General features: G+C 62.2%; 19 protein-coding genes. 6 read left to right on the forward strand and 13 right to left on the reverse strand.

The window, feature by feature from the left end; translation table 11 throughout:
- Positions 1-883: 883 nt before the first annotated feature.
- Positions 884-1,264 carry a DoxX family protein gene (locus MCHLDSM_RS01475; RefSeq protein WP_048468559.1) on the reverse strand — a complete coding sequence of 127 codons (381 nt, stop codon included), beginning with the start codon at positions 1,262-1,264 and terminating at the stop codon, positions 884-886.
- A gap of 217 nt (positions 1,265-1,481) precedes the next feature.
- Here MCHLDSM_RS01475 and MCHLDSM_RS01480 point away from each other — a divergent pair, with 217 nt between their 5' ends.
- Together MCHLDSM_RS01480 and MCHLDSM_RS01485 are read left to right on the forward strand one after the other, a co-directional pair.
- A complete protein-coding gene (locus tag MCHLDSM_RS01480; protein WP_048468583.1) occupies positions 1,482-2,207 on the forward strand; it encodes an oxygen-binding di-iron domain-containing protein in 726 nt (241 codons plus the stop codon).
- A gap of 752 nt (positions 2,208-2,959) precedes the next feature.
- Positions 2,960-3,631 carry a GntR family transcriptional regulator gene (locus tag MCHLDSM_RS01485; protein WP_048468560.1) on the forward strand — a complete coding sequence of 224 codons (672 nt, stop codon included), beginning with the start codon at positions 2,960-2,962 and terminating at the stop codon, positions 3,629-3,631.
- Between the two features lie 442 nt (positions 3,632-4,073).
- On the opposite strand, the gene MCHLDSM_RS35505 is transcribed toward MCHLDSM_RS01485, so the two are convergent.
- Together MCHLDSM_RS35505 and MCHLDSM_RS01490 are read right to left on the reverse strand one after the other, a co-directional pair.
- Positions 4,074-4,451 (reverse strand): transposase, encoded by a 378-nt coding sequence (locus tag MCHLDSM_RS35505; protein WP_131722573.1) that lies wholly within the window; start codon positions 4,449-4,451, stop codon positions 4,074-4,076.
- A gap of 129 nt (positions 4,452-4,580) precedes the next feature.
- A complete protein-coding gene (locus tag MCHLDSM_RS01490; protein ID WP_053082814.1) occupies positions 4,581-5,282 on the reverse strand; it encodes an enoyl-CoA hydratase/isomerase family protein in 702 nt (233 codons plus the stop codon).
- Positions 5,283-5,979: 697 nt separating this feature from the next.
- Between MCHLDSM_RS01490 and MCHLDSM_RS01495 the strand changes: the two genes are divergently transcribed.
- Positions 5,980-6,636: a FadR/GntR family transcriptional regulator gene (locus MCHLDSM_RS01495; protein ID WP_048468585.1), complete on the forward strand. Its 657-nt coding sequence runs from the start codon at positions 5,980-5,982 to the stop codon at positions 6,634-6,636.
- A gap of 434 nt (positions 6,637-7,070) precedes the next feature.
- Here MCHLDSM_RS01495 and MCHLDSM_RS01500 read toward each other — a convergent pair whose 3' ends face one another.
- The 5 genes from MCHLDSM_RS01500 to MCHLDSM_RS01520 form a co-directional block, all read right to left on the reverse strand.
- Positions 7,071-7,655, reverse strand: a complete 585-nt coding sequence (locus tag MCHLDSM_RS01500) for a carboxymuconolactone decarboxylase family protein (RefSeq protein ID WP_158023714.1) — start codon at positions 7,653-7,655, stop codon at positions 7,071-7,073.
- 602 nt (positions 7,656-8,257) lie between these two features.
- A complete protein-coding gene (locus tag MCHLDSM_RS37990; protein ID WP_048468586.1) occupies positions 8,258-8,998 on the reverse strand; it encodes a dihydrofolate reductase family protein in 741 nt (246 codons plus the stop codon).
- Between the two features lie 598 nt (positions 8,999-9,596).
- Positions 9,597-10,142, reverse strand: a complete 546-nt coding sequence (locus MCHLDSM_RS01510) for a hypothetical protein (RefSeq protein WP_048468562.1) — start codon at positions 10,140-10,142, stop codon at positions 9,597-9,599.
- Between the two features lie 127 nt (positions 10,143-10,269).
- A complete protein-coding gene (locus tag MCHLDSM_RS01515) occupies positions 10,270-10,716 on the reverse strand; it encodes a DUF5078 domain-containing protein (RefSeq protein WP_407661926.1) in 447 nt (148 codons plus the stop codon).
- A 38-nt stretch (positions 10,717-10,754) separates the two neighbouring features.
- Positions 10,755-11,171 carry a DUF732 domain-containing protein gene (locus MCHLDSM_RS01520; RefSeq protein WP_082168644.1) on the reverse strand — a complete coding sequence of 139 codons (417 nt, stop codon included), beginning with the start codon at positions 11,169-11,171 and terminating at the stop codon, positions 10,755-10,757.
- 137 nt (positions 11,172-11,308) lie between these two features.
- Between MCHLDSM_RS01520 and MCHLDSM_RS01525 the strand changes: the two genes are divergently transcribed.
- Positions 11,309-11,878 carry a TetR/AcrR family transcriptional regulator gene (locus tag MCHLDSM_RS01525; RefSeq protein WP_082168645.1) on the forward strand — a complete coding sequence of 190 codons (570 nt, stop codon included), beginning with the start codon at positions 11,309-11,311 and terminating at the stop codon, positions 11,876-11,878.
- A gap of 329 nt (positions 11,879-12,207) precedes the next feature.
- On the opposite strand, the gene MCHLDSM_RS01530 is transcribed toward MCHLDSM_RS01525, so the two are convergent.
- The 4 genes from MCHLDSM_RS01530 to MCHLDSM_RS01545 all read right to left on the reverse strand — a co-directional run bounded on the left by MCHLDSM_RS01530 (position 12,208) and on the right by MCHLDSM_RS01545 (position 18,867).
- A complete protein-coding gene (locus tag MCHLDSM_RS01530; RefSeq protein WP_322788664.1) occupies positions 12,208-13,614 on the reverse strand; it encodes a hypothetical protein in 1,407 nt (468 codons plus the stop codon).
- Positions 13,615-15,083: 1,469 nt separating this feature from the next.
- On the reverse strand, positions 15,084-15,551 hold the full coding sequence (locus tag MCHLDSM_RS01535; RefSeq protein ID WP_048468564.1) for a hypothetical protein: 468 nt from the start codon (positions 15,549-15,551) through the stop codon (positions 15,084-15,086).
- The gene (locus tag MCHLDSM_RS01540) at positions 15,548-18,382 is read right to left on the reverse strand and encodes an MMPL/RND family transporter (protein WP_048468565.1); all 2,835 of its coding nucleotides are present in this window, start codon (positions 18,380-18,382) and stop codon (positions 15,548-15,550) included. The genes MCHLDSM_RS01535 and MCHLDSM_RS01540 overlap by 4 nt, the downstream gene beginning before the upstream one ends.
- Complete coding sequence (locus tag MCHLDSM_RS01545) at positions 18,379-18,867, reverse strand: MmpS family transport accessory protein (protein WP_048468566.1); 489 nt, start codon at positions 18,865-18,867, stop codon at positions 18,379-18,381. The genes MCHLDSM_RS01540 and MCHLDSM_RS01545 overlap by 4 nt, the downstream gene beginning before the upstream one ends.
- A gap of 2,805 nt (positions 18,868-21,672) precedes the next feature.
- On the opposite strand from MCHLDSM_RS01545, the gene MCHLDSM_RS01550 reads away from it, so the two are divergent.
- Both MCHLDSM_RS01550 and MCHLDSM_RS01555 read left to right on the forward strand, forming a co-directional pair.
- Positions 21,673-22,392: a ParA family protein gene (locus MCHLDSM_RS01550; RefSeq protein WP_048468567.1), complete on the forward strand. Its 720-nt coding sequence runs from the start codon at positions 21,673-21,675 to the stop codon at positions 22,390-22,392.
- On the forward strand, positions 22,392-23,282 hold the full coding sequence (locus MCHLDSM_RS01555; RefSeq protein ID WP_048468590.1) for a ParB/RepB/Spo0J family partition protein: 891 nt from the start codon (positions 22,392-22,394) through the stop codon (positions 23,280-23,282). The genes MCHLDSM_RS01550 and MCHLDSM_RS01555 overlap by 1 nt, the downstream gene beginning before the upstream one ends.
- A gap of 426 nt (positions 23,283-23,708) precedes the next feature.
- On the opposite strand, the gene MCHLDSM_RS01560 is transcribed toward MCHLDSM_RS01555, so the two are convergent.
- Positions 23,709-24,431 carry a lipocalin-like domain-containing protein gene (locus MCHLDSM_RS01560; protein ID WP_234713815.1) on the reverse strand — a complete coding sequence of 241 codons (723 nt, stop codon included), beginning with the start codon at positions 24,429-24,431 and terminating at the stop codon, positions 23,709-23,711.
- Positions 24,432-24,711: the final 280 nt, after the last annotated feature.

A 24,711-nucleotide genomic window follows, 5' to 3' on the forward strand; every position in this document is an offset into this window, starting at 1 on the left:
GCGGTGTCTGAGAGGGTGTCGAACTGCGTGTCCAGTGGTTGGAGGCGCGCTTCCGAAAGGCAGTTTGACAGAGTTGGTTTCTGAAGCACTCCAACTGTCTTGCCGCGGGGAGGCGGACAACTCTACGTGACGCCGAGTGCCGTGAAACGAACTGAGAAATCGAGTCGTTCGACAACCGCTTGGCAGCCTCGACGTCCATGTCGCGCGTACCGTGGGCGCAGGCCCGTAGTGCAATGCCGCGGCCGCTCTAATTGCAGCGGCGTCCTGAGATTGGCCTATGAGTACCGTTCAGTATTACTTAATGGGCTGCGCGTCTGGTGTGCGGTTTGAGAAGCGACTGGAGCGGGTGCACAGGCGGCGGGCCGGCGCGCAGACCGCGATCGAGACGTCTACACCGTGGCGTTCGCCTACACCGTGGCCTTCAAGCCAAAAAAGATGTGACCGGTCAGCCTCTGGGTAAACGGCCCCGTCGCGGACGGTCACCACGATTGGCCATGAACATGGTGGGCGCCGGTCACGCAGCAGCGGGCACGGTAGGGCACATCGATTGACATCGCAAGGCGCCGCGCAACGTTGATCGCCTACGCGACACCGGTGTTATACGCGGGTGCGTGTGCCCGCAGAAGATGGTTGCCTCGTACCCGCATCGACTGAACTCGACCTATCTCGGCCCGCAGCCGCCGACGTCGGGCGACGAGCGCTGACAATCCACCGCGCGGCGCATCACGCTGTTCCCTCATCCCGCCACCGTGGCGGTGGCCGGAGGCAGTCCTTGCGACGATAAGCGTCTCAAAGCGCCGGGTTGCCGGACACCAACCAGATCAACGCACGCGATTCACGTGGACGGCGAAAAGCATGTCGGGCCATCTCCCGGCTCAGTTCATCAGGCGGAGAAGGAATAGGGGCCGAAGCGACCCCACGCCACGAATGCAGCAAGCGCCAAAATCACCAGATTGATCGCGACGTATGGAAACTCCCTGCGGCGCGCGTGCAGTACAACGGCTCCCAGCATGACCAACACCAAGCCAAGGGCAGCCGCCGGTACGAGTATCGACGCTATGCCGGTTAGGGCCGGAACGACTAAGCCGATCGCGGCGAGAATCTCCACGCTGCCGATCGATTTGACGAAAGCTGTGCTGGCGTCGGCAGCCCACGCTATGCCGATATCGACAAGCTGTCGTTTGCTCACGAAGAGCTTCATCAGACCGGCGCCGAGGAAGACGACGGCCAGAATGATCGCGACCGTCCATAAGGCAGTATTCACGGCTTCTCCTTGGGTATCCATCGGGCTAGCAGCCGGGCTGAAAGGTACTGCCGTGGTTCTGTATCGCGTGAAGCGCACGGAGGAGTGAGTGCACTCCGTACACTTTCGCAAGCCCGGCAAACGGCCCGCGGTTGGATCCTATTCGTGCCTTTATGGAACGTCAACATCCCATAACTGGGCCTGGACGTTGGTATAAGAGAGGAGCATGATTCAAGACGTGGAGACACAACTCGACGAGATCGCCCCCGGTATCTTTCGAATGTCCACGTGGGTGCCGGACATCACAGAACACGGCTTCACCTTCAACCAGTTTCTGCTGACCGGCGACGAGCCGTTCCTGTTTCACACCGGACAGCGTCAGCTCTTCCCCCTGGTGTCAGCCGCTATCAAGCGGGTGATACCGCTGGAGAAGCTGCGCTGGATCTCGTTCGGCCACATCGAGGCTGACGAATGCGGCGCGATGAACCTCTTCCTCGACGCCGCACCTAACGCCGAGGTCATCCACGGCCCGTTGGCGTGCATGCTCTCCCTGACTGATATGTGCGACCGCCCACCTGTTACTGCCAGCGTCGAACCCGGCGCACTACATGACATCGGCGGGCACCGGCTGCAGTTCATTCCTACACCGCACGTCCCCCACAACTGGGAGGCCGGTCTGTGGTTCGATGAGACGACATCCACCCTTTTCGCCGGCGATCTTTTTACTCATGCCGGCAAATGCGCGGCGATCACCGACTCCGACTGCGTTGCCCCCGCGCTGGACGCTGAAGGTCTCTTCCATGCGACCGGGCTGACGACCAACCTTGAGAGCACGCTGCACCAACTCGCCGAACTGGATCCGATCACACTTGCGCTGATGCATGGCGCAAGTTATCAAGGCGACGGCGCCGGCCAATTACGTGCGCTCGCCGACGGATATACCGCAATGGCGGACAGTAGTTGACAGTACTGAACTCGGTGTATGCCGGTCGGCCGACTCTTCAGTTCGGTTGCGGTCGCGTGATGATTCTCGACCATTAGACTATTCCCTACCGGCGATGAGTCGATCGGCAGCCTCTCGCATCGAATCGGACCAAGATCACCACAGAAGCCGCCACTAGGGCCTCGTGTTCGGCGGTGTCCAGTATCGTCCCCACTGGATTACTCGCCGCTGCGCTTCGGATATGTCCCGCCAGGTTGCTCGTCGTCTTGGTGCTGCTCTGCGATCGTCAGCCCTCGTATCACCGCTGCTGCGAGGGCCTTTCGCCGATAGTCGATACAGGGCAATGGAGTGCTGCTGTGCCGAACAAGTTGCACCGCAACTTATTTCGGGTGGTATGCACTTCATGGGGTGCATGCAATGGTCGGTTGCTAACACAGACTGGCTATGACTGAGCAAGCACGAGAGCGCCTGACGACGGAGAGAGACTTTGCACAGCAAAGCGCTGGTGCAGCCGGCACCGGAACAGACGTTCGCGCCGCCGTGTATCGAGCGATGGGCTGCCCACCTGGGGCGACTGTCGCCGTCGTGAAACAGCGGCGTCGATCGCCGGCGAGGGCGACGTCGCTGCAGGACCTTCGAGATGATCGAGAACCGTCATGCCCGCCGCATGGTCGGGCGATCATGTGTCGGGGCCTTTTCTACACTGCAAACAACACAAGTTCCGGCTGGCGAAACCCCGCCCGCCGACCTATCTGCGACGGCGAGGGGCCAGCATGGTGAAAGACCAGTTGCCAGCCAAGGATGCGACAACGAGTGAGCGCATAGCCGCCCATCTTCGCAATGCAATCCTTGCTGGCGAGATCTTGCCTGGCAGCCGGATCCGCCAAGAGGAGATTGCGGCCCGGTTTGGCGCCAGCCGGCTGCCTGTCCGCGAGGCGCTACGGATGCTCGAAACCGAAGGGCTGACTCAGCTCGAGGCGAACAAGAGCGCTCGCGTTCCAACGCTGGATCGAAGCGAACTCAGCATCGTCTACGAGATGCGCGAGCGGATAGAGCCGTTGGCACTGCGGTTGAGCCTGCCCCACTTGACCTCTCAACAGGAGTCCGAACTGTACTGCATTCAGGAACAGATCGAAGAGGTCGAGGACGACGTCGCGAGGTTCCTCGAACTCGACCGCCGTTTTCATCTCGAAACCTACGCCGGGTGCCCGAAGGGGGAATTACTGACCACAGTCACGCGCCTGTGGAATTCGACTCAACACTTCCGTCGGGCATTCATGCTCATCAACGGCAACGACCATCACTGGTTCGTTAACGCTGAACACCGTTTGATCTTGGACGCAATCTCGCGCCGCGACAGTGAGGACTGCGAGCGCTACCTTGCCGGGCACATACGTCGCACCAGGATCCTGTTAACTGAACACTCCGAACTGTTCCCCCACTGACGCTGAGGGGCCGCATCATCACCCCGCGCCGGCGTTGACACCTCGCGGCGGCAGGAGACAGCTTGCCCGGCGACGGCGCCTAAGTCGTGTTCTGCTCGGTGCGGGTGCTGATCGCTGCCTGCTGTTTGCTTTGCCAAGGTAACTCGTGGCGTCGTTGCCGTCTCGGGTAGCGATAGCGCGCCGGTGTTTGCCATGGTTGAAGGAGCGCTCGATGGTGTTGCGGTTGCTGGGGTTTCACATTCGGCATGGTGGTGGCCGGTCGTCTCTGCTGCCCTTGGCTTTTCGGCGGCCCGCCTCGTGTGCGACACTGCCCAGCCCGACTACAGTATCGGGGCTGTCGCCGAGCTGGCCTGCTGTAATCCAGCTCGACCGCGCTGCAGCGCTGATCGGTCCGCCGCGGATCTTGGCGCTCAGTCCACCGCGCTAGCCGCCGCCGGCGTGGTCATCGAACTCCTCGTGCGCTTCCGGCCATTCCTTCCCTGTGCCCGCCTGGATGTGCGCGCCAGCGGCGTGAGGTATGGGCACGTGCGTCGGTGGAGTTCACGGACAGAAGCAGGCCGGCCAGATCGGCATCCTCGTCGAGCAAGTCGATGACCGCGGCGTGAATCCGGGCATAGGTGCCATCGACCGACCAGCGCAGATGGCGTTCGGCCACCGACTGCCAGACACCGAACTTCTTGGGCAGGTCCCGCCATGGTGAACCGGTGTGATACCGCCAGATAATGCCCTCCAGTGTGCGTCGATGATCGTTCCATGGTCGGCCCCGCCGCCCCGCAGGCATCTCCCTTTCGATCAACGACCACAACCGATCAGAAATCACGTCAGCGCCAATCCCCGGAACAGCGTCGGGCGCACCACTATTCACTTTAGGCAGACACTTCCTAGCGCGGCGGCACACAACGTAACAGTCGAACACGATGCCGAGCCTTGACCAACCATAACGACGTCGTTAGCTAAATGAAGACACAAACAACTTGGCTCCCTCGCTCAATCCTTCCGCGAGGGGTAACGCTGCAGCTCGGTAGAACAACGCCCGTCCGGCGCGCGCCGCAGTTCCTCCACGCACGGCCAGCTCGGCATAGTCGCGCACCCGTGCCCGCAATTGGTCCAGCGGGACGATTTCGTCGACGATGTTGAGTTCATAAGCTCGCTGAGCACTAAACGGCACACCGGTTAGACAGTTCGTGATCATTGCCTTAGGCGGAACTCTATGCAGCCCAGGTATTTTCGCTAACGCCGGCCACGTTCCCAGGCTGGCCTCGATAGTGCCCATTCGCGCATGGTCGGCAGCAACAACGATGTCCGCGCTGCACAGCAGGCCGAACCCGCCTGCCAGCGCATCACCGTTGACGGCGGCGAGGATCGGCTTGCGGGCCAGGGCGAAATGACCGAAAAGGTCCACGGCGGCGCGCGCGAACGCTTGCACCGTTTCGGTTTTCACCAACTTCGGGATATTAACGCCAGCACAGAAGTTCGTCCCGCCGCCGGTCAGTGCGACGGCGTCGACGGAATCATCGGCATCGAGATGCTGCAGGGTCTGCGTGAGCCGCTCAGCGCTTTCAGCATCGAGCAGGTTACCAGGCGGGCTGTCGAGAACAACCCATGCCAGGTTGCCCTCGATGTCAACGCGGATCTCTGCCTGGTCCACCATTTACCCTCCATGTCCGTATTGGGTTGACTTCGACCGGTGCCCGGACCCGCTGCCGCCGCGGCTCTGCACGGATGTAGGTGGTGGTATCGGCCCCTTGGGAAGTTGCTGGCCGTCCTCGATTTGTGGTCGGCGTCGAAGCAGGGGGCGCACCGGATCGCTGTCGAACACATGAAACGGCGCGTGGCCCGCGGCGCCGGTGCCCCGACCAAGGCGATGGGCGCTTGAGAAGCCGCTCGTGACATCGGTCGATGGCAGTACTCGGCGTCGGCGATTCCCGCGGCCAGACCAGCGCCGGCAAGACGGTGGAGCTGCACCAGTCAACGCCGGTCCTCTCTCCGAGCTTGATAACGCCAGCAGGCTATCGACTTGGTCGTTAGCAGAGCAGAAATCGCCACGGTGGTCGACAACAACGAGAGTTCGCCAACGAATCGCGGCAGGCGGCGCCGAAGACGACAGGTTGGCCGATTTCGACACGATCAGTGCCGAGCTCGTAGCTACAGATCGTCCAAAGCCAACGACACCGGTGGTGTTTCAGGCATCGCCTGTGGGCGGCGCTTCGTAGGCACGAGGCGGGTGTGACACCGTCTGAGCGCCATCAATGTCAATCGGGTCGGCGCAAGGTAGAGGAGCATGCTGCATGTATGGTCGGACCAGTTCGCCACAGCCATCCCATGATTGGATGGAAAGGGGTTTGCACGTGCCGCTTGCCCCCGCTCGACGTGCCGGCCTGGTCGACCAGGCCATCGAGCAGCTCCGCGTCTGCGTCCTATCCGGAGAATGGCCGGTCAACAGCCGAATTCCCACAGAACTCGAATTGGTCCAGGTCCTCGGAGTGGGGCGAAACACCGTGCGCGAAGCCGTACGTGCGCTTGCACACAGCGGGATCTTCGAGGTGCGCCAAGGCGACGGAACGTACGTACGCGCCACCAGCGAGGTGGGAGGCGCCCTGCGTCGACTGTACGGCTCGGAACTGCGGCAGGTCCTTCAAGTCCAGCACTGCCTGGAGATCGAAGGTTGCCGGTTGGCCGCGACCGCGCGTACCGACGACGACTTAGTTGACCTGCGCGCGTTTCTAGCGTCCCGAACCAGCCTCGCCAGCCAGGAAACGATCGTCCACGGCGACACCGCGTTTCGTCTGGCGGTCGTGAACGCGTCGCACAACAGCGTGTTGGTCGAGCTCTATCGCGGGTTGAGCGAGGTGGTCTCAGCCAGCGTGGCCATCACCGGATCGGCGCAACGGCACCGGCTCATTTCTCGCGCGGGACTGGTCGACGCGATCGCCGAGCGTGATGTGGAACGCGCCGTCCGCGAAGCAGGCGTGTTCCTTGACGGACTGCCTGGTCAGGATTGCTGACGGCCGATATGCGCATGCGCAACCGTGCACTCGTTGGCATCTAACTCACTGTCAGAGTGGCCCCCGGCAGTGCCCCGCGACAACGATGGGCCGCCCACGTACGGGCGCCGGCGCCAATTCAGCATGGGGAATGTGCTGGGTTGGCCCCGCCAAACGCCAGCACGCAGAGGTGTTGAGAACACGACAGATTCGTTGCCATGTGCGCCTCGGCGGTCACGCGGGTAAGGCGGCCATATACACGGTGAAGCAACGGGGCGGGGGCTTCGCTGTGGAGCGCTGAACGACATGGCAATTGAGAACCTCAGTTGGCTCACGTGTCGGGGATCAGCACTTGCGTGCGCGCGCAATGCTGGGGCTATCGTAGCCGCCCACCGGTCGTGCGAGCCGATGGCCCGCCGCTGGTGCGTGCGTGCGATCGGTGTGCTGAACCGGCGTTAGAGTCGGGCCTCGACGTCGGCTGGTGCTGGGGGCATGTCCAAGTCGAAGTGCATGATGCGGTGGAACCGAGATAAGGCGTTCCACACGCTGATGTTCATCGTGAGTTCGACCAGCTCTCGCGGTGAGAACAGAGCCACCGCGTCGTCGAGAAGCGCCGGTGGCACACCGGAGGGGTTGCTGTGGTATGCGGACGCGGGGATGGCCTGCGTCATCGCATTGGCGAGGTCCAACGCCGCCCTTTCACGCTCGCTGAAGCCGCTGAAATCGCCCCGAGCGACATCGGCGAGCTCTTTCGGTGTCACTCCGTTGTTCTCCGCTGATGCGCAACGGTGGCTGACGGTGTAGCGACAGTGATTGAGCAGTCCAACGCGTACGGCCGCCAAGTCCTTGATTCGGATCTCGAGTTCTCCGGGCCCGTTGACCTGCCGCAAGAACGGGAGGTACGCGGCGAACAGTCCGGGACTGTTACCGATCGCCGCCCAGGTGTTCAATACCTGGCCGTATGCCTTCTCCCCCACTGCGAGCACGTCTTTGTCCGCCTCGGAGAACTCGTCGCTTGCGCGTAGTGGTACAAGTGCCACGGCAACTACCTTTCTGTAACGTGCTGACACAGCATGTGGGGCGAAGCAGGCCATGGTTGCGGCTCGCCGTCGTGGGGGCGAACCCAAGACGCGTCGTGGTCGCGGTGAACATCGGTGAAGCAGGCCATAGGGTCGTCGCAGTCCGGTCGCAGCAGAATCATGACTTCAGGGTGGTAGTGGCCCAGACGTCCGGCGTTCTACGGTGAGACGCTGAGTACGCGCCGCACGAATGGATCCAGAATAGCAGCGTAGCGGCTCGGCGATCTGGAGTACAAGCCTTTCTGGATCCACCTGTGCGTCGGCTAAAGGACGAGACTTGGGCGAGAAACACGCAATCGACGTTCGATTTACGCCGGAAGGCTGTGCGGGTCGACCGCTCGTTGGGTCGGTGGCCGGCGAGGACATCGGTGCCGTCGTCTGTGCGCGTATGAGGGTTGGTCCGTCAAATGTGCGCAACGTGTTGAGTGAGCGCTTCGAGGCGACTGCGCCGACTCGGGCACAACGTGTCGGCGCCGATCACACAGACCGGCTTTGTTCACAGGGCCGACGTGCATGGGCAAATACGTCGATCGTGGATAGTCTTCGTCCCCCGGCCGTGCTTGTCAGCGTCGGACCCAACGCGTGTAGAGATTGTTATCGACGTCAGTGAGCACGTGCAGTGGTCGCATTCTCACGATGCTCTCGGTTGCGGACGACAGGATTCGCGGCGACGGGCCGCCGTAGAGGTTTGGGTTGACGGTAAGGCATAGCTCATCGAGCACATCGTCGCGAACAAACTGTCCGAGCAGCGTCGGACCGCCCTCGACCAGGATCCGCCAAAGCCCTGTGCCCGCAAGGAATTCCAATGCTAACTTCAGATCGACGGTATCCTCGCCGCAACTAACGACTCTCACGCCAACTGCGCGTAGCGCCTCCCGTCGTTGCTGAGAGGCGTTGCGGCAGGTGAATACCATCGCACCCGGGGACTTCCATACGTCGGCCGCGGGGTCGAGGTTCAGTGCGGCGCTGATGGCGACGATTACCGGGGTTGTTCGCTGGCGCCGTCGTGAGCGCCACCCGATGAAGTCTGAGTCTGCAGCGATGGCTGCATAATTTTCAGTCGCCAGAGTGCGCGAGCCGACGACGATCGCGTCACTGAGTCCGCGCAAGGCGGCGGTGATGGCTATATTGCCGCCGGCACTATGGTCGAGCGAGTGATCGTCGCGGGTGCTCGCGCCGTCGATCGAGCAACTCATGCTCGCACGCGTATAGCAAATGCCCGACGCTGGAGCGATTTCCGGGTAGGCATACCGCTCTGCCAGGTCGATGATGCGCTCGGGGACGTCCTGCCGGAGGTCAAACATGGTCACGCATGTACCTTTCTTTCCGTGCTGTCGACTCGTCATCGCCCGAATACGTTGACGGCGTGGGTTATTGACTCGCTGCCTCGTGTGTGGCGTTGAGTCCGCCGAACGGGGCGGCGAGGTTGCAGCACCCGTGCGGGCGTACTGCCATGACGAACCGCTGAGAGCGGTACCGGTTCGGATGTCGAGTTTGATGTCAGTGAGTTCGGTTCCGGGGGCGCGTATTTCAGTCCGCCGAGAATGCCACGTCTGCGTTGCCTGCACGTGGTGTCCCGTGGCCACCATGGCCGGCGGGTCGAACCTGATCTTCCACCGAACGCCGTATGCACCGGCGTATTTCGCAGTCGGGATCCGACATCGGTATGCCGCAGGAGCATATGCACACAACGTTGCATCGATGGGCTGACCCTTTCCGGGCATGGTAACCGATGCACAGATCGTATCATATGCGACTGTATAATTTGTTACGTGAATGGGAGCCCGTACGGCTGCCGCCGAGGTCGTGATCCGCCTGCTCGAGCGTCGGTGCCGCGACGCCTGGCCGGCAGATGGACCGTTGGTCAACGCGTGCTCGAAATGGGTGAGACGCAATGGGGATTCATGGCAAAAGCGGCAGACGCCACAACGACGTACCGGGTTCGATGAGCCATAGCCGAGTCACGGTCACCCGCATGATGCGCAAGGCGCCGCTGATCAGGATCGCCGCCAGCGGTAATTCGCAGAAGATGGCGGTCGCGAGTGACAACAGCAGTGAGTCGGGGCCGGCGGTCATCACGTCGAACCACGCGTCGCAGATCAGTAGTACGCCGGTCGTGAAAGCGGTGAGTAGCAGCATCTGGCGGCGTAACACACCAAGAACTGCGGTCGAGGCCATGAACAGCACCAGGAGTACGTCAAAGCCAATCCAAGTAACGGCCCAGTTATGCGCGACATAGTTGGTCGGCAGTATGGCCGCCAAGTAGGCCAGCCAGGGGATCAAGGCCACTGCGCCTCCAATCATCAGGCTCAGGCGCAGTCGCCGAATGCGGGCCAGCACCTGTAGGGGCACCAACTCGTCCACTGGCTTTTCCAGCCGCACGATAAGGTCGCGGCGTTGTTGCGGGGTCATAGCCGCGATCGCGGCGTCGGAAATGATGTCAACCATCCCATCGGCTCCAGCTGTCAGGACATTGCTCGGCGGTGAACCGTGTCCCCTCGAGGTCAAACCTGTGCCAATACAAACGAGTTGGGTTGTCGCGCAGCGGGTTCCCGTGCGGTGGCGTCGCGTTCGGTCAGCGGGTGACTGGCCAGTCCCACACGGACATGTCGCCTCTGGGGTAATTCATGCACACATCCGTGGCTTTGGCCGCGACGCCTTTATTGTTGAAGAACGGCTTGGCCCAGTTGCCCCAACGCTGCGCCATCGGCTCGCCGTAGATGTTGGTCGCCACTTGCTCGGAGTAGGCCCGGCGTTCTGCGGGAGCGAGGCTGAAGAACCAGTTGATCCGGTCGACGGCATTTTGTTGGACGTCGGCGGGACGGTTGTTCTTGTCGATCATGTAGCGCTCGTAATAGATGGGAGATGTGTCGCGCACAGCGGCCAAGATCTGCTCGGCATCGCAGGGCGTCTGCCAGATCCGTGTGGGTATGGGATAGTCGTCGGTCGCGTCTGCGCGGGCCCAGCCACTGGATAGCGATGCCGCGATGACGCAGACGCTGGCAACGAGTGCCGTACGCACCGCTTTGTCCACGGATGACCACACGGTATTGCTTCTCTCTAGGCGTGAGGTGTCGCGGCGCTGGATAAGGTCGGAGTTTGGTCAGGGCAGTATGTCGCTACTGCTCTGGAAAGGAACTGCCAGGTCTGCTGGGTGGTGCTGTGTTGCAGATTGGTCGACAGGAACGTGGCCGTGTCAAATGCGCTGTGATCGACGTTAGTTGCTAAGCGTGTGCACGCAACCTTGCCCAGCCAGGCGTTGTAGTCACGTTGGCCGTAGACCCCGTAGGTCTGTAGCTGGGCAGCGAAGTCGGTGTCGGTGTCGGCACGCGCCGGGCCACTGTGGCTCAGACCAATCAGGATGAGCAGGGCCAGGGTGAGTACCCAGAAGACCAGCCGGAACGGTCGGGTACGCCGCTCTGTGTTGACCTCGTCCAGTGCGGAGTCACTGTATGGGTGTGCAAGTTCTGTGCGCATAATGGCCTCGTTGTGCGTCGGGATGACGCCGGTTTCCCAACATTCATGTGTCTCGTAGTTTCAATAGGGAGCTTATTAGTTTCGTTCTGGAACGTCAACATCCCACAAGGGAACGTGATTACGATTACTATGAGGGAATGGGTGGTGACGTCAAAGAGCTCTCCGGACCGCAGGCGCGGACGCGGGCGGCAATCCTCAGGGCGACGGCATCGGTGCTCGCGCGCGATCGCACAGCGACGTTGCCCGAGATAGCCGCGGCCGCCGAGGTGGGCCGTACTACGTTGCACCGCTATTTCATTGACCGTGACCGACTCGTCTATGAGGCCACCTTGGATTCGATCCGGGTGATCAACGAGACCATCGCCGCGGCCGCGACCGATGAAGGGCCGGCCATCGACGCGATGAGACGTCTGATCACTACGATGGTGCCGGTCGGTGACCGCATCGTGTTCCTGTTCGCCGATCCGGCCATCCTGCGCGATATCCCGGCTGAGAACCAGCCCGATCACACGCCGATCATGCAACTCATCGCGCGTGGTCAACAGCAGGGTGTCTTCGACTCCGAGCTGAGCGTCGAGTGGATCGAGCTGACGCTTTTTGCTCTGCTCCTACGAGGATGTCGGGAGGCCGCCCGTGGCGTCGTCCCCCCTCGCAGCGTCGTGACTTCGATCATTCGGATCTTCGAACGCGGTGTCACGCTCGGCTGATCCGTATTTGCCGGGCGGGCGACCAACAGTCGCTCAGCATGCCCGGTATGCGCGAGCCCGCGAGCCACGCCTGCCAGCGTCGGGTCAATCGGTAGCGCCGGCGTGGCACCGTTGACATCAGCCCGGACAAGGCTTTGTCGGTGCCCGCAGAGGTTGCGTTGATCCGCGCTGTGTCCGCCGCCGACCTAGGTGATACGCATATCAAGTCGGGACTGTTCCGCGACAGCAAGATGCTGACTGGCGCGTATCAGACTGCACCTTTCCCGCCCGACTGACGCGGCGCTCTTCGACGCCAGTCGTCCTGAACCTGCTCTCGGGACCGGGTGGCTCTAGGCGGGGTATGCGGTGCTGACGGTGGCGCGGATGGGGATTTGGACGTGTCCGCGTTCGACGCCGGGGCGTGGTGAGCCGCCGTTGGGTTCACCCCAGATGACGGTGACCTCGGTGCCGTCACGCGCGATGGCCTCGTCCAGCATCGCCAGGGAGCTGACCTTACCGACGTCACGGGTGTAGTTGATCCGTGTCGAGGCGCCGACGACGGTGTCGTTGTGCAGGACCGCGTCGTATTGGAAGGTGGAGTAGATCGGGGTCGGGAAGGTGAACGATTTGGTCGGCGGGTCGGAGAACAGGCTACGCGACCAGGCCTGGGTGACGTCCTCGTCGTTCCATACCAGCCACACCTTCTGGCGATGCGGACGCTCCGCGCCCGCCCGCAGCGCCTGCGCACCGATGAAATCGCGGTCCAGCTTGAGAACCCGGCCGTACCCGACATCCCAGGGAGTGACGTAGTAGTCCTCGATGTTGTCGCTGTCGAAGCTGCCGCCCAGCGACATGTTGGCTTCCGGGGTGTCGGCGCCCAGCCACTGCCGATACGGGCGCATCTGTTCGCCGGTGTAGATCGCCGGCAGCGGCAACGGGATCCACCCGCCCACCATGCCTATCGTGGAATAGGATTGGGCGCCACCGAGCTTGAGGTCGAATTCGGCGCCGGCGGCCAGCAACGCATCTTTGACCTCCTCGCGGTACTGCGAGGGACCGTAGATCTCCAGACCCGTCTGTTCCACCCCGGGTGTCCCGATCATGGTGTGGTTGAGCGCGCGCACCGCATGACCGGCGATGCTGAACTCCCCGATGCGGAAGAACTTGATCGCCGGCATGGTGCCGCCCGAAGCCTTCTCGACGATCTGCAAAGCGGCAGGGCCTTGCACCTGATACCGGAACAACGTGCGGCGCCCGGTCTTGTTGAAGCCGATCGCATCGTCACGCTTGATTTCGACGTCGTAGTTACCGTGTTCGGCCTGAAACCGCACCCAGTCCAGCGCCAACGGGGTGCCCACCGCCACGCACTCGTCGTCGTCGAGGCCGAACAGGATGGCATCCCCGATCAGCTGCCCGTCGTAGTTACACGCGATGAGTTGCTTGCCGCGGTTCTTATCGAATGTCGAGATGTTGTTGGCGGTGATATCGGAGAGCACCCGCAGCATGTCGGGGCCCTTGATGTAGACCTCGAACATGTGAAACGACTGATCATAGAGGACCGCCGACGTCGTCCACGCCCGCTGCTCATCCATCCAACTGGTGTACGCCGGCGGAAGAACGGGAAACTGGTAATACCCGTGTTGAGCATTGCGGAGCATGGCTAGTGCTCCTCCAGACTGGTGGATCTTGTCCTCGAGACTCCGGGGTGCTTCCGTCATGTCACGACACCTTCCAAAAGCGTGATCACTCACTGACATTGGGGCGATCTGAGCAGAAAATTAGCACAGCTTGCGTGCTCAAGCAATGACGCGGTTTTCACGATTTCGGGCTCACTCTGCTAGAGGATTACAGCTTCGGTAACCCCGAAGGATGTCGTGCCGCGTGACTGCATCGCCATCTTCTGGCAGTGTCAGAGGCATTGTGGCCCAGTGGTTTTCACTCCGTCCACTTGGTGTTCGGCCACCACGCTCGGCGGTCAGTCGGATCGCGGTGAAGCACCTGTCGAGCCTGTGGCCGAGCACAGGCTATTTCGCCTCGGATAACACCCTTTGCTCGCCCCAAGGTTTGGCCCGATTCGTCGTAAATGGGGCTGTCGAGTTGGCGACTCACTCACCGGTGTTTGGCCTGTCCTGTCCCCCACGCTCCGTTACCGCCGCGATCAGCCGCAGTCCAGCGCGCGACCGATCGGGTAACTCACGGCGGAGGGGTCTTCCAGTGATCGGTACCGGGCAGTGTCATCAAGAAACGCGGCGCGGGCGCCGCGCCAACGCGCTCCTCCGCCCCCGACCAACAACGGCCTACTCACCTACGGTATGACCCATTGCCGTGCAGTGATCAGTCCATCGCAACCGTCGGCGCTTACGGCTGCTGTTGCGAGGAACGGCACGCGATGGTTTGATGCCCCAGCCACACCGGTCCAGCGGCTTTCATTCCAAGGCGCTCTGCGGCCACCGCTGGTGTCTGTTTCGACCTGTTCTACGGGCTGGGGGAAACGGCTGCGCGCTGATTGACTTGGGCCGCTGACAATCTCAAGTGCTGGAAGGCGAAGGCGGGGCGTCGCTGATGACCTTCGCGGCGAGGGTACGCTCGCCGATGTCGTTGGGCTGTGTGTGGATCCCCCTGGCGCCGTTGTCCTCTGTTTCGATGAGAAGATGCCGTTCACTTGGACCGCGCAACCGTCGCTGCCCCATGAACGTCCGCCGCCCCGCGACAACGACTCACTTCTACATACGCACACGGGGCGGTTGGTTTGTGCGCCGTGTGAAAGAGTTCGCTCACAACCGCGTGCGTCGCGGGTGCTCTCAGCTGGCTTCCGTGAACGCGCCGGAGCCGCCTGCAGCTGCACAGACGTCGAGCCGTTGATCTGGAGAGCCATTGCAGCTCGCGATCTTCGCCTCAGGTCCCGGCGCGGACGCGCATCCCCAGTCCGGATTAGCTCGCAGACAGATCGCGAGCTGCCGTGTCGCCAAAGTGTAAGTCGCGCAATGCGCGCCGGGCATCGGAGGTCTTCGCTGGCAGCCGGTGCGTCCGCGTCGGAATTCACGTTGGCCGCAAGTGATGGGCGGCGGCGGATCAACGATGTTGGTCTGCAGACGACCAATCGTCCTCCTAGGCCAAGAACTTCGGTTGGGCGTTGGAATGGACCTACGAGAGCCGCCAGGCGCTTGGTGGGAGGGAGCACGATTGGCTTGGGGGATCTCGGCAGTGGTGGATGTGTCTGGCGAGGCTAGGGTTCGTGTTGGGATGTCTGGGGCACGGGTTTGGGTGGCTGCGATTTGTTTCGCAGACGCCGCTTTAGGCTCGCGCTTCTGAGTAGTTGAATGATGAAGTTCGTGGCCGTCAGCATGGGGAATACGCCGAGGAATGTTCGCTCGGATGGTGTTGCCCCGTGTAGGTGTTCCAGGCTGCCGAAGACGTAGAAGCAGCCGAGGCTGAGAAGGCCGGCAGGGATGCAGAATGCCAGCGGCGAACTACGGTCGGATATGGCTCGTCTTGCGGCCTCGACCTCCTCCTCGGTCATCGGTTCGCCTTTGCGTAGCTTGCGCACAACCGTTGAGATGCCCCCGATTTCGTCGCTTATCGGCAGTGCAGGTCGGCGCACCCGGCGGATCACGAACACCGCGCCCAAGGTGGTGAACAGCACCACGGCGGCCAAGGCGATGATGGTCAATGCCGCCCACGATGCCGTCATCATTGCTTCACTCCGAAATCGGACGCTTGGCGCAGTGGCCGAGTCCGCACCAGTGTGGGCCACCAGAACCACGGCCCGAGTATTCGCAGCAGACATGGCACGACGAACGAACGCACGATCAACGTGTCGAGCAGTAGGCCGATACAGATCGTGGAACCCACTTGACCGATGGTTCTCAGGTCGCTGATGAGCATGGCCAGCATGGTGAACGCGAACACCAGACCCGCCGAGGTCACCACTCCGCCGGTGCTTCCGAGGGCGCGGATCAGACCGGTGTGCAGTCCGGCGCCTATTTCCTCCTTGACGCGCACGATCAACAGCAGGTTGTAGTCCGAGCCGACCGCGACCAGGATGATGAACGTCAGGGGCAGCACCAGCCAGTGCAGGTGTAGGCCGATGAGGTGTTGCCACACCAGAACTGACAGGCCGAACGCGCCGGCAAATGAGAAGGCCACCGTGCCGGGAATAACGATGGCGGCGACCAGACTTCGGGTGAGGGTCATCATGATCAAGAAGATCAGGACGAACGCTGCGATCGCCACGATGAGCAGATCAGAGGCGGCGAGTTCTTTGATGTCCTTGTCGTTGGATGCCGCGCCGCCGATGTACACCTTGGCGCCGGCTAGTGATGTCTCCCGCAACGCTATTTTGACCGCGTCGGGAATCGCTTCGACATGTTGGACGCCTTCGGGACCCATGGCGTTGCCTTCGTGGGTGATGATGAAGCGCGCGGCCTTACCGTCCGGCGACATCATCAGTTTGATTGCCGTTTGGACATCCTGATTGTCGAAGGCTTCCCGGGGTATGTAGAAGAAGTCGTCGCTGCGGGATTTGTCGAAATCGTTGCCCACGTTGATCAGATCGTTGAACGTCTGTTCGGTCTGGGTGGACTGCAGGTTCGCCGGGCCGTAGGAGTTGACGACGATGTCCAGCAGCGCTTGTGAGTGTTCGGCCATCGTTTGCAGCTGCGAGATCATTTGCGGGAGAAGGTGATCGACGGCTTCGATGGATGCCGCAGCGTCGGCGATGTTGGCTTCCAGGGCATCGATGTTGTCGAGTCCGTCGAACAGGGAGCGGAAGGCCCAACAGATCGGGATATCGAAGCAGTGCGGCTCCCAATAGAAGTAGTTCTTCAACGGCCGCAGGAAGTCTTCGAGGTTGGCGATCTGGTCGCGCATGTTTTCCGAGACTTGGTGCAGATTGTCGATGGTGAGAGCGGTGGAGTGCAGCTCGTTGGCCAGGCTTTGGGTTAGGGCGATTGTCTGTTTCAAAGTTTCCACTGACTGCGCCTGGATCTGTGCCTGTTGGTCGGTGTTGGCGTTCTGCTGCTGGGCGAACGGCAGCTGTTGGCCGGCCCCGCTTCCCTGCGTGGTGAACAGGTAGGGGATGCTGGCGTGCTCCAGTGGCCGGCCCAGGGGTCTGGTGACGCTTTGCACCATCGCGATGCCGGGAAGGCGGATGAGCGCTTTAGCCACCCGGTCGAGGGAGATGAAGTCTGCGGAGTTGCGCATATCGTGGTCGGTCTCGACCATCAGCATCTCGGTGAATAGCTTGCTTTGCGGGAAGTGCCGATCCGCGGCGGCGAACCCCTGATTGGCCGGGGCGTCGGCGGGCTGATAGGTGCGGTCGTCGTAGCTGACCCGGTAGGTCGGCACGAACACCGCCCCTAGCATCACGACGGCGGTGCTGGCCGCCAGGATGGGCACCGGCCAGCGCACCACGCTGGCTCCGATGCGCCGGTAGAGGTGCGCCTTCACCAGTCGCTTGGGGTCAAACAGTCCGAAGATGCTGCCGATGGTCAAGATGGCCGGGCCGAGGGTGAGGGCGGCGGCGATGGTGAACAGCATGCTGATGGCGACCGCTGGCCCCATGGTGTGGAAGTAATTCAGTCGCGCAAGGCTCAGGCAGAAGCCGGCGCCGGCGATGGTCAGGCCTGAGCCGATGATGACGGGCAGGACGCCCTTGTAGGCGGTGAAGTAGGCGTCTTCGCGGCTTTCGCCGGCTTGGCGGGCTTCCTGATAGCGGCCCATCAGGAAGATGCCGTAGTCGGTGCCGGCTCCCAGCGACAGTGCGATGACGATGTTGACCGCAAAGGATGATAGTTCGATGTAGCCGAGATGGCCGAGGGTAGCGATCACCCCTTTGGCGACCAGCATCTCGATGAGAACGGTGGCCAGCGGCATGAACACCGTCGACACTGAGCGGTAGACCAGCAGCAGCATCCCGATGATGATGAAGATCGTGACGATCGTGACGTTGTTCAGGCTGCCGTTGGCAATGGTCAGCGTGTCTGATGCGAGCGGCGCTGCGCCGCTGACGAAGGCTTTGAGTCCGGGGGGCGGAGGTTTTTCGGCGACGATGTCGCGGATGGCGTCCACCGATTGGTTCGCTTTGAGTTGGCCGCTGTCGCCGGCAATACGTATGAGCACGTAGGCGGCTTTGCCGTCGACGCTTTGGGCTCCGGCTGCGGTGATCGGTTTGCCCCAGAGGTCCATGACGTATTGCACGTGGGCGGTGTCGTGCTTGAGCCGCTGCACCAGGTCGTCGTAGAACTGATGGTCTTCGTCGTTGAGCGGTCGGTTGGCTTCCAGCACGACCATGGTCAAGCTGGTGGAGTCGGATTCCTGGAATTTTTCGCCGATGTGCAGCATCCCCGACTGCGACGGCGCGTACGTCGGGACCATCGGGCCGGCGAGTTCTTCTGCGACCCGTTCGACTTGGGGCATGAAGGTGTTCGTCGACACGGCGAGCAACGCCCAGAACACGACGATCGGAACCGCCAGGAGTCGGACCGTGCTGGCGATGAACGGGCGCTTGGCGCGATGGGAGCTCATGCCGACTTCACCCGGCACGTCACATCGGCATCTTGACGAGTGGCCGATTGTTCATCGTGCACAACCCCGTTGACCAGTATTCGGCAGCCGACCTCACCTCCTTGGACCTGCGCAGAGATACTGCCGGACACTACGGTCAGTGTGGTGGTCTCGGTGTGTGACCACGGCAACTCAGTGAGCTGAACGGTGTGCGGATGGCCATCGATGTCGATATAGGACAGCATTCCGCCGGCGCCGAGCGTGCCGTCGAGTTCGTAGGTGAGCTGCTTGGGAGTGAATTGCTCGGGCGCTTGCGGACCATTCACGGCGATGACAGGCCCCGGCGCAGACGATTGATGCACCTTCCACATACCTATCCCACCCGCGCCGACCACAATCGCGGCAGCCAGCGGGAGCCAGGTCCTTGCCAAGGCCCTCCTGACCAGTGAACGTTGCTTCACGCGACCACCTTTCGGAATGAATCCCCGCACGTCGTATTCCTGCATGACGCCTGGACCTGTCCTCGACCAGCGATCAGCACAATCGACCGGACACCGGCTCGGTCGCCACCTGTTCGACGCGCCGCTGCGAACGCTATGAGCGACGCCGTAATCATCGTGAACGCCCGGTGTGGCGGGGGGTTGGTATCGAGAGAACTAGCGTAAGCCGCAGCTTCCGGCGGGGCGTATGCATCGGCGCTTGGCCGCTTCACGGTGCTGGGCTCGACTGTTGCGACTTGAGCGGCCGCCGCAGGGCCTGGTGACTGGCATGCTCGCTGAACTGGGGAGGCGGTCACGTCGTCTACAGAGTCCTCGTTCACCGGGACCCGCGGCATCGGTCCCCGCCCTCGAACGCCCATCACCGCAGTACCCCTTTCGCGTGTCTTTGGCGTCCGACTCCTAGATCGTTAGATAGCTGACCTATATAGCTATCTAACGATCTAGGGCCGGTACAGTCAGGCAGCCGACCTTGCATCCGCCCGGCGGTCCTTCCCCGCGGAACATTGCTCCACAACCACCGCCCGAAGGAGCCTATTCGTTCGCTTATGGAACGTCAACATCCCACAAATGAACGTGACCGTAGACCGAAGAGGGACTTGGGCCGAGATGGAGAATGCAGCAGTCGAAGGTGCCGCAACGACGGGGCGTCGCCCGCTGCAGGGGCGGCCACAAACACCCCTCATCGGCCATGCCGAACTGTCATTGCCGGCGCTGCGGCTTGCCGTCGCTCGCGACGACGGAACCACCTGTGGAGCAGGGAATGGCGAGCAAGGCTCTGCCATCGGGTCGGGCGGATACCTCGAGGTGAGCATGCGGGTGCCATGGTGTGATGAGAGGCGCTCGTCGTTGTTGCGCCTGCCTCCGAGGCCGCTGACAACCAACTCCCTCTCCGACAGAGACACGCCCACGGCGAAGCCCTCGAACACATGTGCGGTCTGTCCGGAGGGTGTCGGCTCGGCGGGTTCCGTCGCGCCGAAGCATCTGGCCCTATGCCGACGCATTTTCTTCGCCGTCGCCGAGCGCTTTGGCCGCTGTTGGTCCCAGCGTCCTAATCCAGAGGACGGCCGAAGGTGTCCCGCAGTCGTGCGGGACCCCACCTGCGGTACCTCTCCCCTACCCTACGACGAGCTTCATGTGTGTAGACGTGCGATTGCGTCAGTGATCGCACGAAACGCTGGTGCCCATGCGCGCGCCCCGGATCTCCCTGATGGAACGCGTCGCGAAGCTGAGGCGCGTCGCCCGCACCGAAATAGGGAAGCCTTGGCCGGTGTTCGTCGATCGCTCCGTCATCGCCCGGACTGGATGCGAACGGGTCCTGCGGGATGACTGCGCGAGCGGGGGGAGGACCGGTCTTCGCTATCGTTGCGCTCGTCTGTGGTGAGCATTCCGGAACCGGATAGGTCGCGTAAATCTGTGCCGGCAGACGCTATCTGGATAAGTCGACAGCGAACGCCCCGTTGAATGTGTTCTTAGGCTTGCTAAGCACCGCGGCCTGATGGTCGGGACCGTCTTCGATCCATTGAGCACCGAGATCAACTTGGGGTCTGCGGTCTCTTACTGCTGGCGACGTCTCGTTGGCGCTTTCGCGCGTGTGTCGCCCGGAGACGAGCCGCACATCGCCGACAGTCGAGACTTCTCTGGTCGACCTCGAGCTCTTTGATCGCATCCCCGGCCCACTGTCTGACGCTGGGGTCCCAGCAGAGGTACATCCAGAGCGGATATGAAGCGCCAGGACTATGAGGGCTCGACAACAAACGGTCGGCCACCCTGAGCCGGCTCAAACTTCGGTGCAGAAGTCCCTAGGGAGGCACAGATCGGGGATCTTGCACGGGCTTTTCGCCGGCGAACGTTCAACATTTCGCTGTTTTCGGCAGGATCTGGCACGGAAGGGTCAGTGCGAATTGGTTGTGCGCGGGGCTCGAAGACTTCTGGCGACGGCAAGCGTGTGTTGCGAATGTCCAATGCCATTGCACCGAACCCGACGGCGGGGCGGGCCCCGACGCCGATACACATTGCGGACCTGCGACCGCCACTGGCGGTGGATGCTTTACCACTCCCCCGGTGTGCGGGTGATTTCGTCGGCTCCCCCAGGACGCGCTCGTGGCTATCGCTGCCGTCGCAACCGTCGGTGCGCCATGCCGGTAGTGATCCTTCAAAGAGATTGGTTCATCGGCGGCGGGCTCGTGTAGCGGATCGAGCTGACTGCCGCGGACGAATATTCGTTGCCGCCCAACAGTCGGTCGGTTCGGCTCCGTGTCGGTGCTATAGCCAGTGACCGGTCGACTGGCTATCCACGCCGCGCGGCACGCTGGGCCTGACGCGCGGATCGCGCCTAGGTCTGCGATTGTCGCGAACGGCGACCAGCACCGCCCACCGGCATCCCTCGACAGTCGGCCGTACAGCCACATTGTCCCGTTTCCGACTAGGCGTTCGCCACGGCAGACGGGTGGTCGTTCGATGCGGGTGCGCGGCACTCGATAATGCCGAATGTCACACGCAAACGCAGGACATCGGAGCCCCGCTGCCTCATTGGCCGAGGCGACGGACGCAGTTTTCCGCGGAAAACTGCGTCAAGTCGCGGCATCGTCGCAGGTCATAGGGTTGTTGGCGAGATTGGCTGCCGACAATAGCTGACGAGGCGCTCGGGTTGCCGCGTTCACCCTCGTCAGTTTTCCGCGGAAAACTGACGAGATGTAACACCGAATTAAGCGTGTCGAAGTGTTCAGGAGTGCGCCGCAGCCGTAGTCTTTGGGAGCCTGTTTCCGTATTGGTCGGTAATCGCGACCGGAGCACACAAAGGGTCCTCTCCCCATGACTAAAGTTGTCACAGTTCTGAATCAAAAGGGCGGTGTCGGCAAGAGCACCGCCGTGGTGAACCTCGCCGCGGTACGAGCCGAAAAGCTGACCACCGATCTCGGCGCCGACACCCTCTCCCCCGTCGCCGCGGTGTCGATCGACCCGCAAGGGTCGGCCAAATGGTGGGCCAACCGTGTCGACTCCCTTCCCTTCCATCTCGTTCAAGCCCACGACGATCCGCTCGACTGGCTACGCCAACTCAACAATCTCCCCGGCATAGCTGAGGTGTATGTGGATACCGCGGGGTGGTTCGACCTCGACCCGGATAGCTCCGGAGACGGCCTTGGTGACGCATATTCAGCAGATGCGCTCAGAACTGTCCTGGATGTAACCGACGAAGCGATCGTCCCGATGCTGCCGGCGCCGATGTGTTTCGACCCGACAGCACGCACGATCCGCAAACTCCTCGAACCGCGCGGTATCCCCTACCGGGTCTTCATCAACGACTGGGACCCGCGCGATGGTGAACATTGGTTACACCAGACGCAGAAGTTCATCCGAGCGCAGGAATGGCCGCTAGCCGAGACCGTGGTGCGCCGCTATAAAATCCACACCAATGCCTCCAATGAAGGCCTTGTGGTCACCCAGTACAAGAAAAGTGGCTCGGCGGGCAACGCCGCGGCCGATTTCTACAGCCTCGCTGACGAGCTGAATACGACGGTAGGAGTCCGATGATGGGCCGCGGCGGTGTGAAGACATTCGAAGGACTCGTCGATGCTGTCGGTGACCATTCGTCGGTGGACGGCAACGCTCATCGGCCGGCGATCGGGCCGCGTTCTGGGCAGTCGCGGTCAGTGCCGTTACGCGACCTTGTGGCCAATCCGCACAACCCCCGCGACTCGGTCGGCGACCTCACCGAATTGGCGTCCATTGTTGAGTTTCAGCTGCAGCCGGTCGTAGCAGTCACCCGGTCGGCGTTTGAGGCCATCTACCCGGACGCCAACGTTAAAGCGCGCTGGGTCGTCATCATCGGTAACCGGCGGCTGGCGGCCGCGCAGAAGTTCGGTCGGCCCGAGCTTGATATCGTCATCAAAGACGAGCTCGCCAAAGACCGTGCCACGCTGCTCACAGCTGTGATTGCCGAGAATGTCGACCGCTCTGGGTTCGATGTGATCGAAGAAGCCAAGGCCGTTGAGAGCTTGGTGGGGGAGTACGGCAGCGCCGACGCCGCAGCCGATCATCTGCGCAAGAGTAAGACGTGGGTCTCTCAGCGGCGGGCCTTGCTGAAGTTGGCGCCAGACCTGCAGGAAGCCACTCGCCGTGGCGATCTGGCGATTCGGGAGGCACGCTCGCTTGCGCGCGTGCCTCTGGAGCAGCAAGTGGCACGCTGGAGCGCGACCCGTGATCGAGACCGGCCTGGTGAGAACTCCAACGGTGAACCGGGGGAGAGGAGCGAGGAATCGACACCGAAGAACCAGTCAGCGCCGCCCGTCGCACGCTCGGTCACCAAGGCGCTGCGCAAGTTTGATACTGAGCCCGATGCTTTGGCCGTCGCGTTGCGCGACCACCTTGGCGAGGCGGGAGCGAAAACGCTGGTAGGTCAGTTGAGGAAACTGCTCAAGTAGCGGCAGCAGAACCCAGTTTTCCGCGGAAAACTGGGTTCTGCTCTATCGCGTCGGCGGGCTCCACGCAAGCGCGGGCCCCGAATCTATATGTCTGTCAATCGGTTTCGGCGTGCCCACTTGCCGGGCCGCTCAGCGCTCTGGTGCCGCTGAGCACGGCCTGTCCCCGGCGTCTGTCGGTACATCGGTCTTTGGTGGCCGCCAGCGTGCTCGGTCCGGGGGATGGGTGGCTCGGGTCCTGGCCCCTGCTTTGGGTTGTGACGCCGCCGGGTAACCGCAGCGTCCATGGGCCTCGGGACGGGGAGATGGCCGTCAGGTCCTCGTCCGGACTATCCGTCGGAAACGACCTGAGGACACTGGCGGGTCCCGAGCCGGCGCCGGGTTTCCCGCTTGGGTTTCCTTCGTCGCGGGCCGATGACTGCCCGGGCGTTACTGCGTTGTGGACTTCGCACTTGCCGCGTTACCCAGCTCGGCGAACTCGGATCGCAGCTTGTCGGCGCGGCTGAGCACGCTGTGTACGCCGTGGGGTCGCGTGCTGTTCAGCGCCAGAACCGCCGGGCTTGTTCGCAACTCCGCGGCCGCCAGGCCCAAGATGACCATCGTCGAGGGGGTCAGGTCGTCTTCGCGCACGTCGACGGCGATTTCGTCGATCCACTCGCGGTCATCGTCGTCAATGCGGTAACGACCGGCCTGCGCTACCAGGCCGTCGATCACGGCCACGAGTTCGTCGTGATGGGTATTGATCCAGGCTTGTTCGACAGGGCGCCGGTCGCGGGAGGCTCGGGCCGCGTTGCGGGCTTCGCGGGTGATCTTCTCATTGGGGCGGTCGTAGCGCAGCAGCGCCTCGAGCCGGTCGATTCGGTCCAGCACTCCTTGCTTGCCGACACCGATCTGTCGGCCGATCTGGGATAGAAACACGTTTCGGTCGCGTCCGGCCTTCAGGAAGTGCAACTCGCGGCGCCGGTCTTCCCACCACAGCCAGTTGTTGAGGGTGAGTGCGTCGGTGATGTCAGCCTGCAGTACCCACCTGGGAATGTCGATTCCGCTGTATTGTCGCAGGTAGTCGAGTACTTCTCGGGGATCGGCATCCGCTGAATCGGGTAGCCGATCACGGTGGCGATCCTCGACTTTGGCTCGCCGCGAGGCGATCATTGCAATGGCGCGTTCGACCTCGAACCGATGAACTTTCGGTCGAGCTCCCATGCTGTCAGTATTTCACTGACGGATAATGTCGGCGTCTGTGACACCCGGATCCCGACCACCACCACTGTAGGAAGTCGTGGATCGTGTCCAACGCGTTCGACGACTTCCTTCAACCACCATGGGCTAGTGCGGCCGCTGGGATAAGGATAGGACGAAATGGTTAGGGCAACAGTTGCGATCAATCGTCGCGGAAACTTTTCCTCTGCCGTACCTGTTGTCCTCCAGGTGG

Origin of the sequence: Mycolicibacterium chlorophenolicum, from assembly GCF_001044235.1 — a bacterium.
In the GTDB taxonomy this organism is placed as follows: Bacteria; Actinomycetota; Actinomycetes; order Mycobacteriales; family Mycobacteriaceae; genus Mycobacterium; species Mycobacterium chlorophenolicum.

What these genes read in the sequence shown, in the direction of transcription:
- MCHLDSM_RS01485 (WP_048468560.1), top strand. Translation starts at nt 2,960, where the DNA reads ATGGTGAAAGACCAGTTGCCAGCCAAGGATGCGACAACGAGTGAGCGC.
- MCHLDSM_RS01490 (WP_053082814.1), bottom strand. Translation starts at nt 5,282, where the DNA reads ATGGTGGACCAGGCAGAGATCCGCGTTGACATCGAGGGCAACCTGGCA.
- MCHLDSM_RS37990 (WP_048468586.1), bottom strand. Translation starts at nt 8,998, where the DNA reads ATGTTTGACCTCCGGCAGGACGTCCCCGAGCGCATCATCGACCTGGCA.
- MCHLDSM_RS01510 (WP_048468562.1), bottom strand. Translation starts at nt 10,142, where the DNA reads ATGGTTGACATCATTTCCGACGCCGCGATCGCGGCTATGACCCCGCAA.
- MCHLDSM_RS01520 (WP_082168644.1), bottom strand. Translation starts at nt 11,171, where the DNA reads ATGCGCACAGAACTTGCACACCCATACAGTGACTCCGCACTGGACGAG.
- MCHLDSM_RS01525 (WP_082168645.1), top strand. Translation starts at nt 11,309, where the DNA reads ATGGGTGGTGACGTCAAAGAGCTCTCCGGACCGCAGGCGCGGACGCGG.
- MCHLDSM_RS01530 (WP_322788664.1), bottom strand. Translation starts at nt 13,614, where the DNA reads ATGTCAGTGAGTGATCACGCTTTTGGAAGGTGTCGTGACATGACGGAA.
- MCHLDSM_RS01535 (WP_048468564.1), bottom strand. Translation starts at nt 15,551, where the DNA reads ATGATGACGGCATCGTGGGCGGCATTGACCATCATCGCCTTGGCCGCC.
- MCHLDSM_RS01540 (WP_048468565.1), bottom strand. Translation starts at nt 18,382, where the DNA reads ATGAGCTCCCATCGCGCCAAGCGCCCGTTCATCGCCAGCACGGTCCGA.
- MCHLDSM_RS01545 (WP_048468566.1), bottom strand. Translation starts at nt 18,867, where the DNA reads ATGCAGGAATACGACGTGCGGGGATTCATTCCGAAAGGTGGTCGCGTG.
- MCHLDSM_RS01550 (WP_048468567.1), top strand. Translation starts at nt 21,673, where the DNA reads ATGACTAAAGTTGTCACAGTTCTGAATCAAAAGGGCGGTGTCGGCAAG.
- MCHLDSM_RS01555 (WP_048468590.1), top strand. Translation starts at nt 22,392, where the DNA reads ATGGGCCGCGGCGGTGTGAAGACATTCGAAGGACTCGTCGATGCTGTC.
- MCHLDSM_RS01560 (WP_234713815.1), bottom strand. Translation starts at nt 24,431, where the DNA reads ATGATCGCCTCGCGGCGAGCCAAAGTCGAGGATCGCCACCGTGATCGG.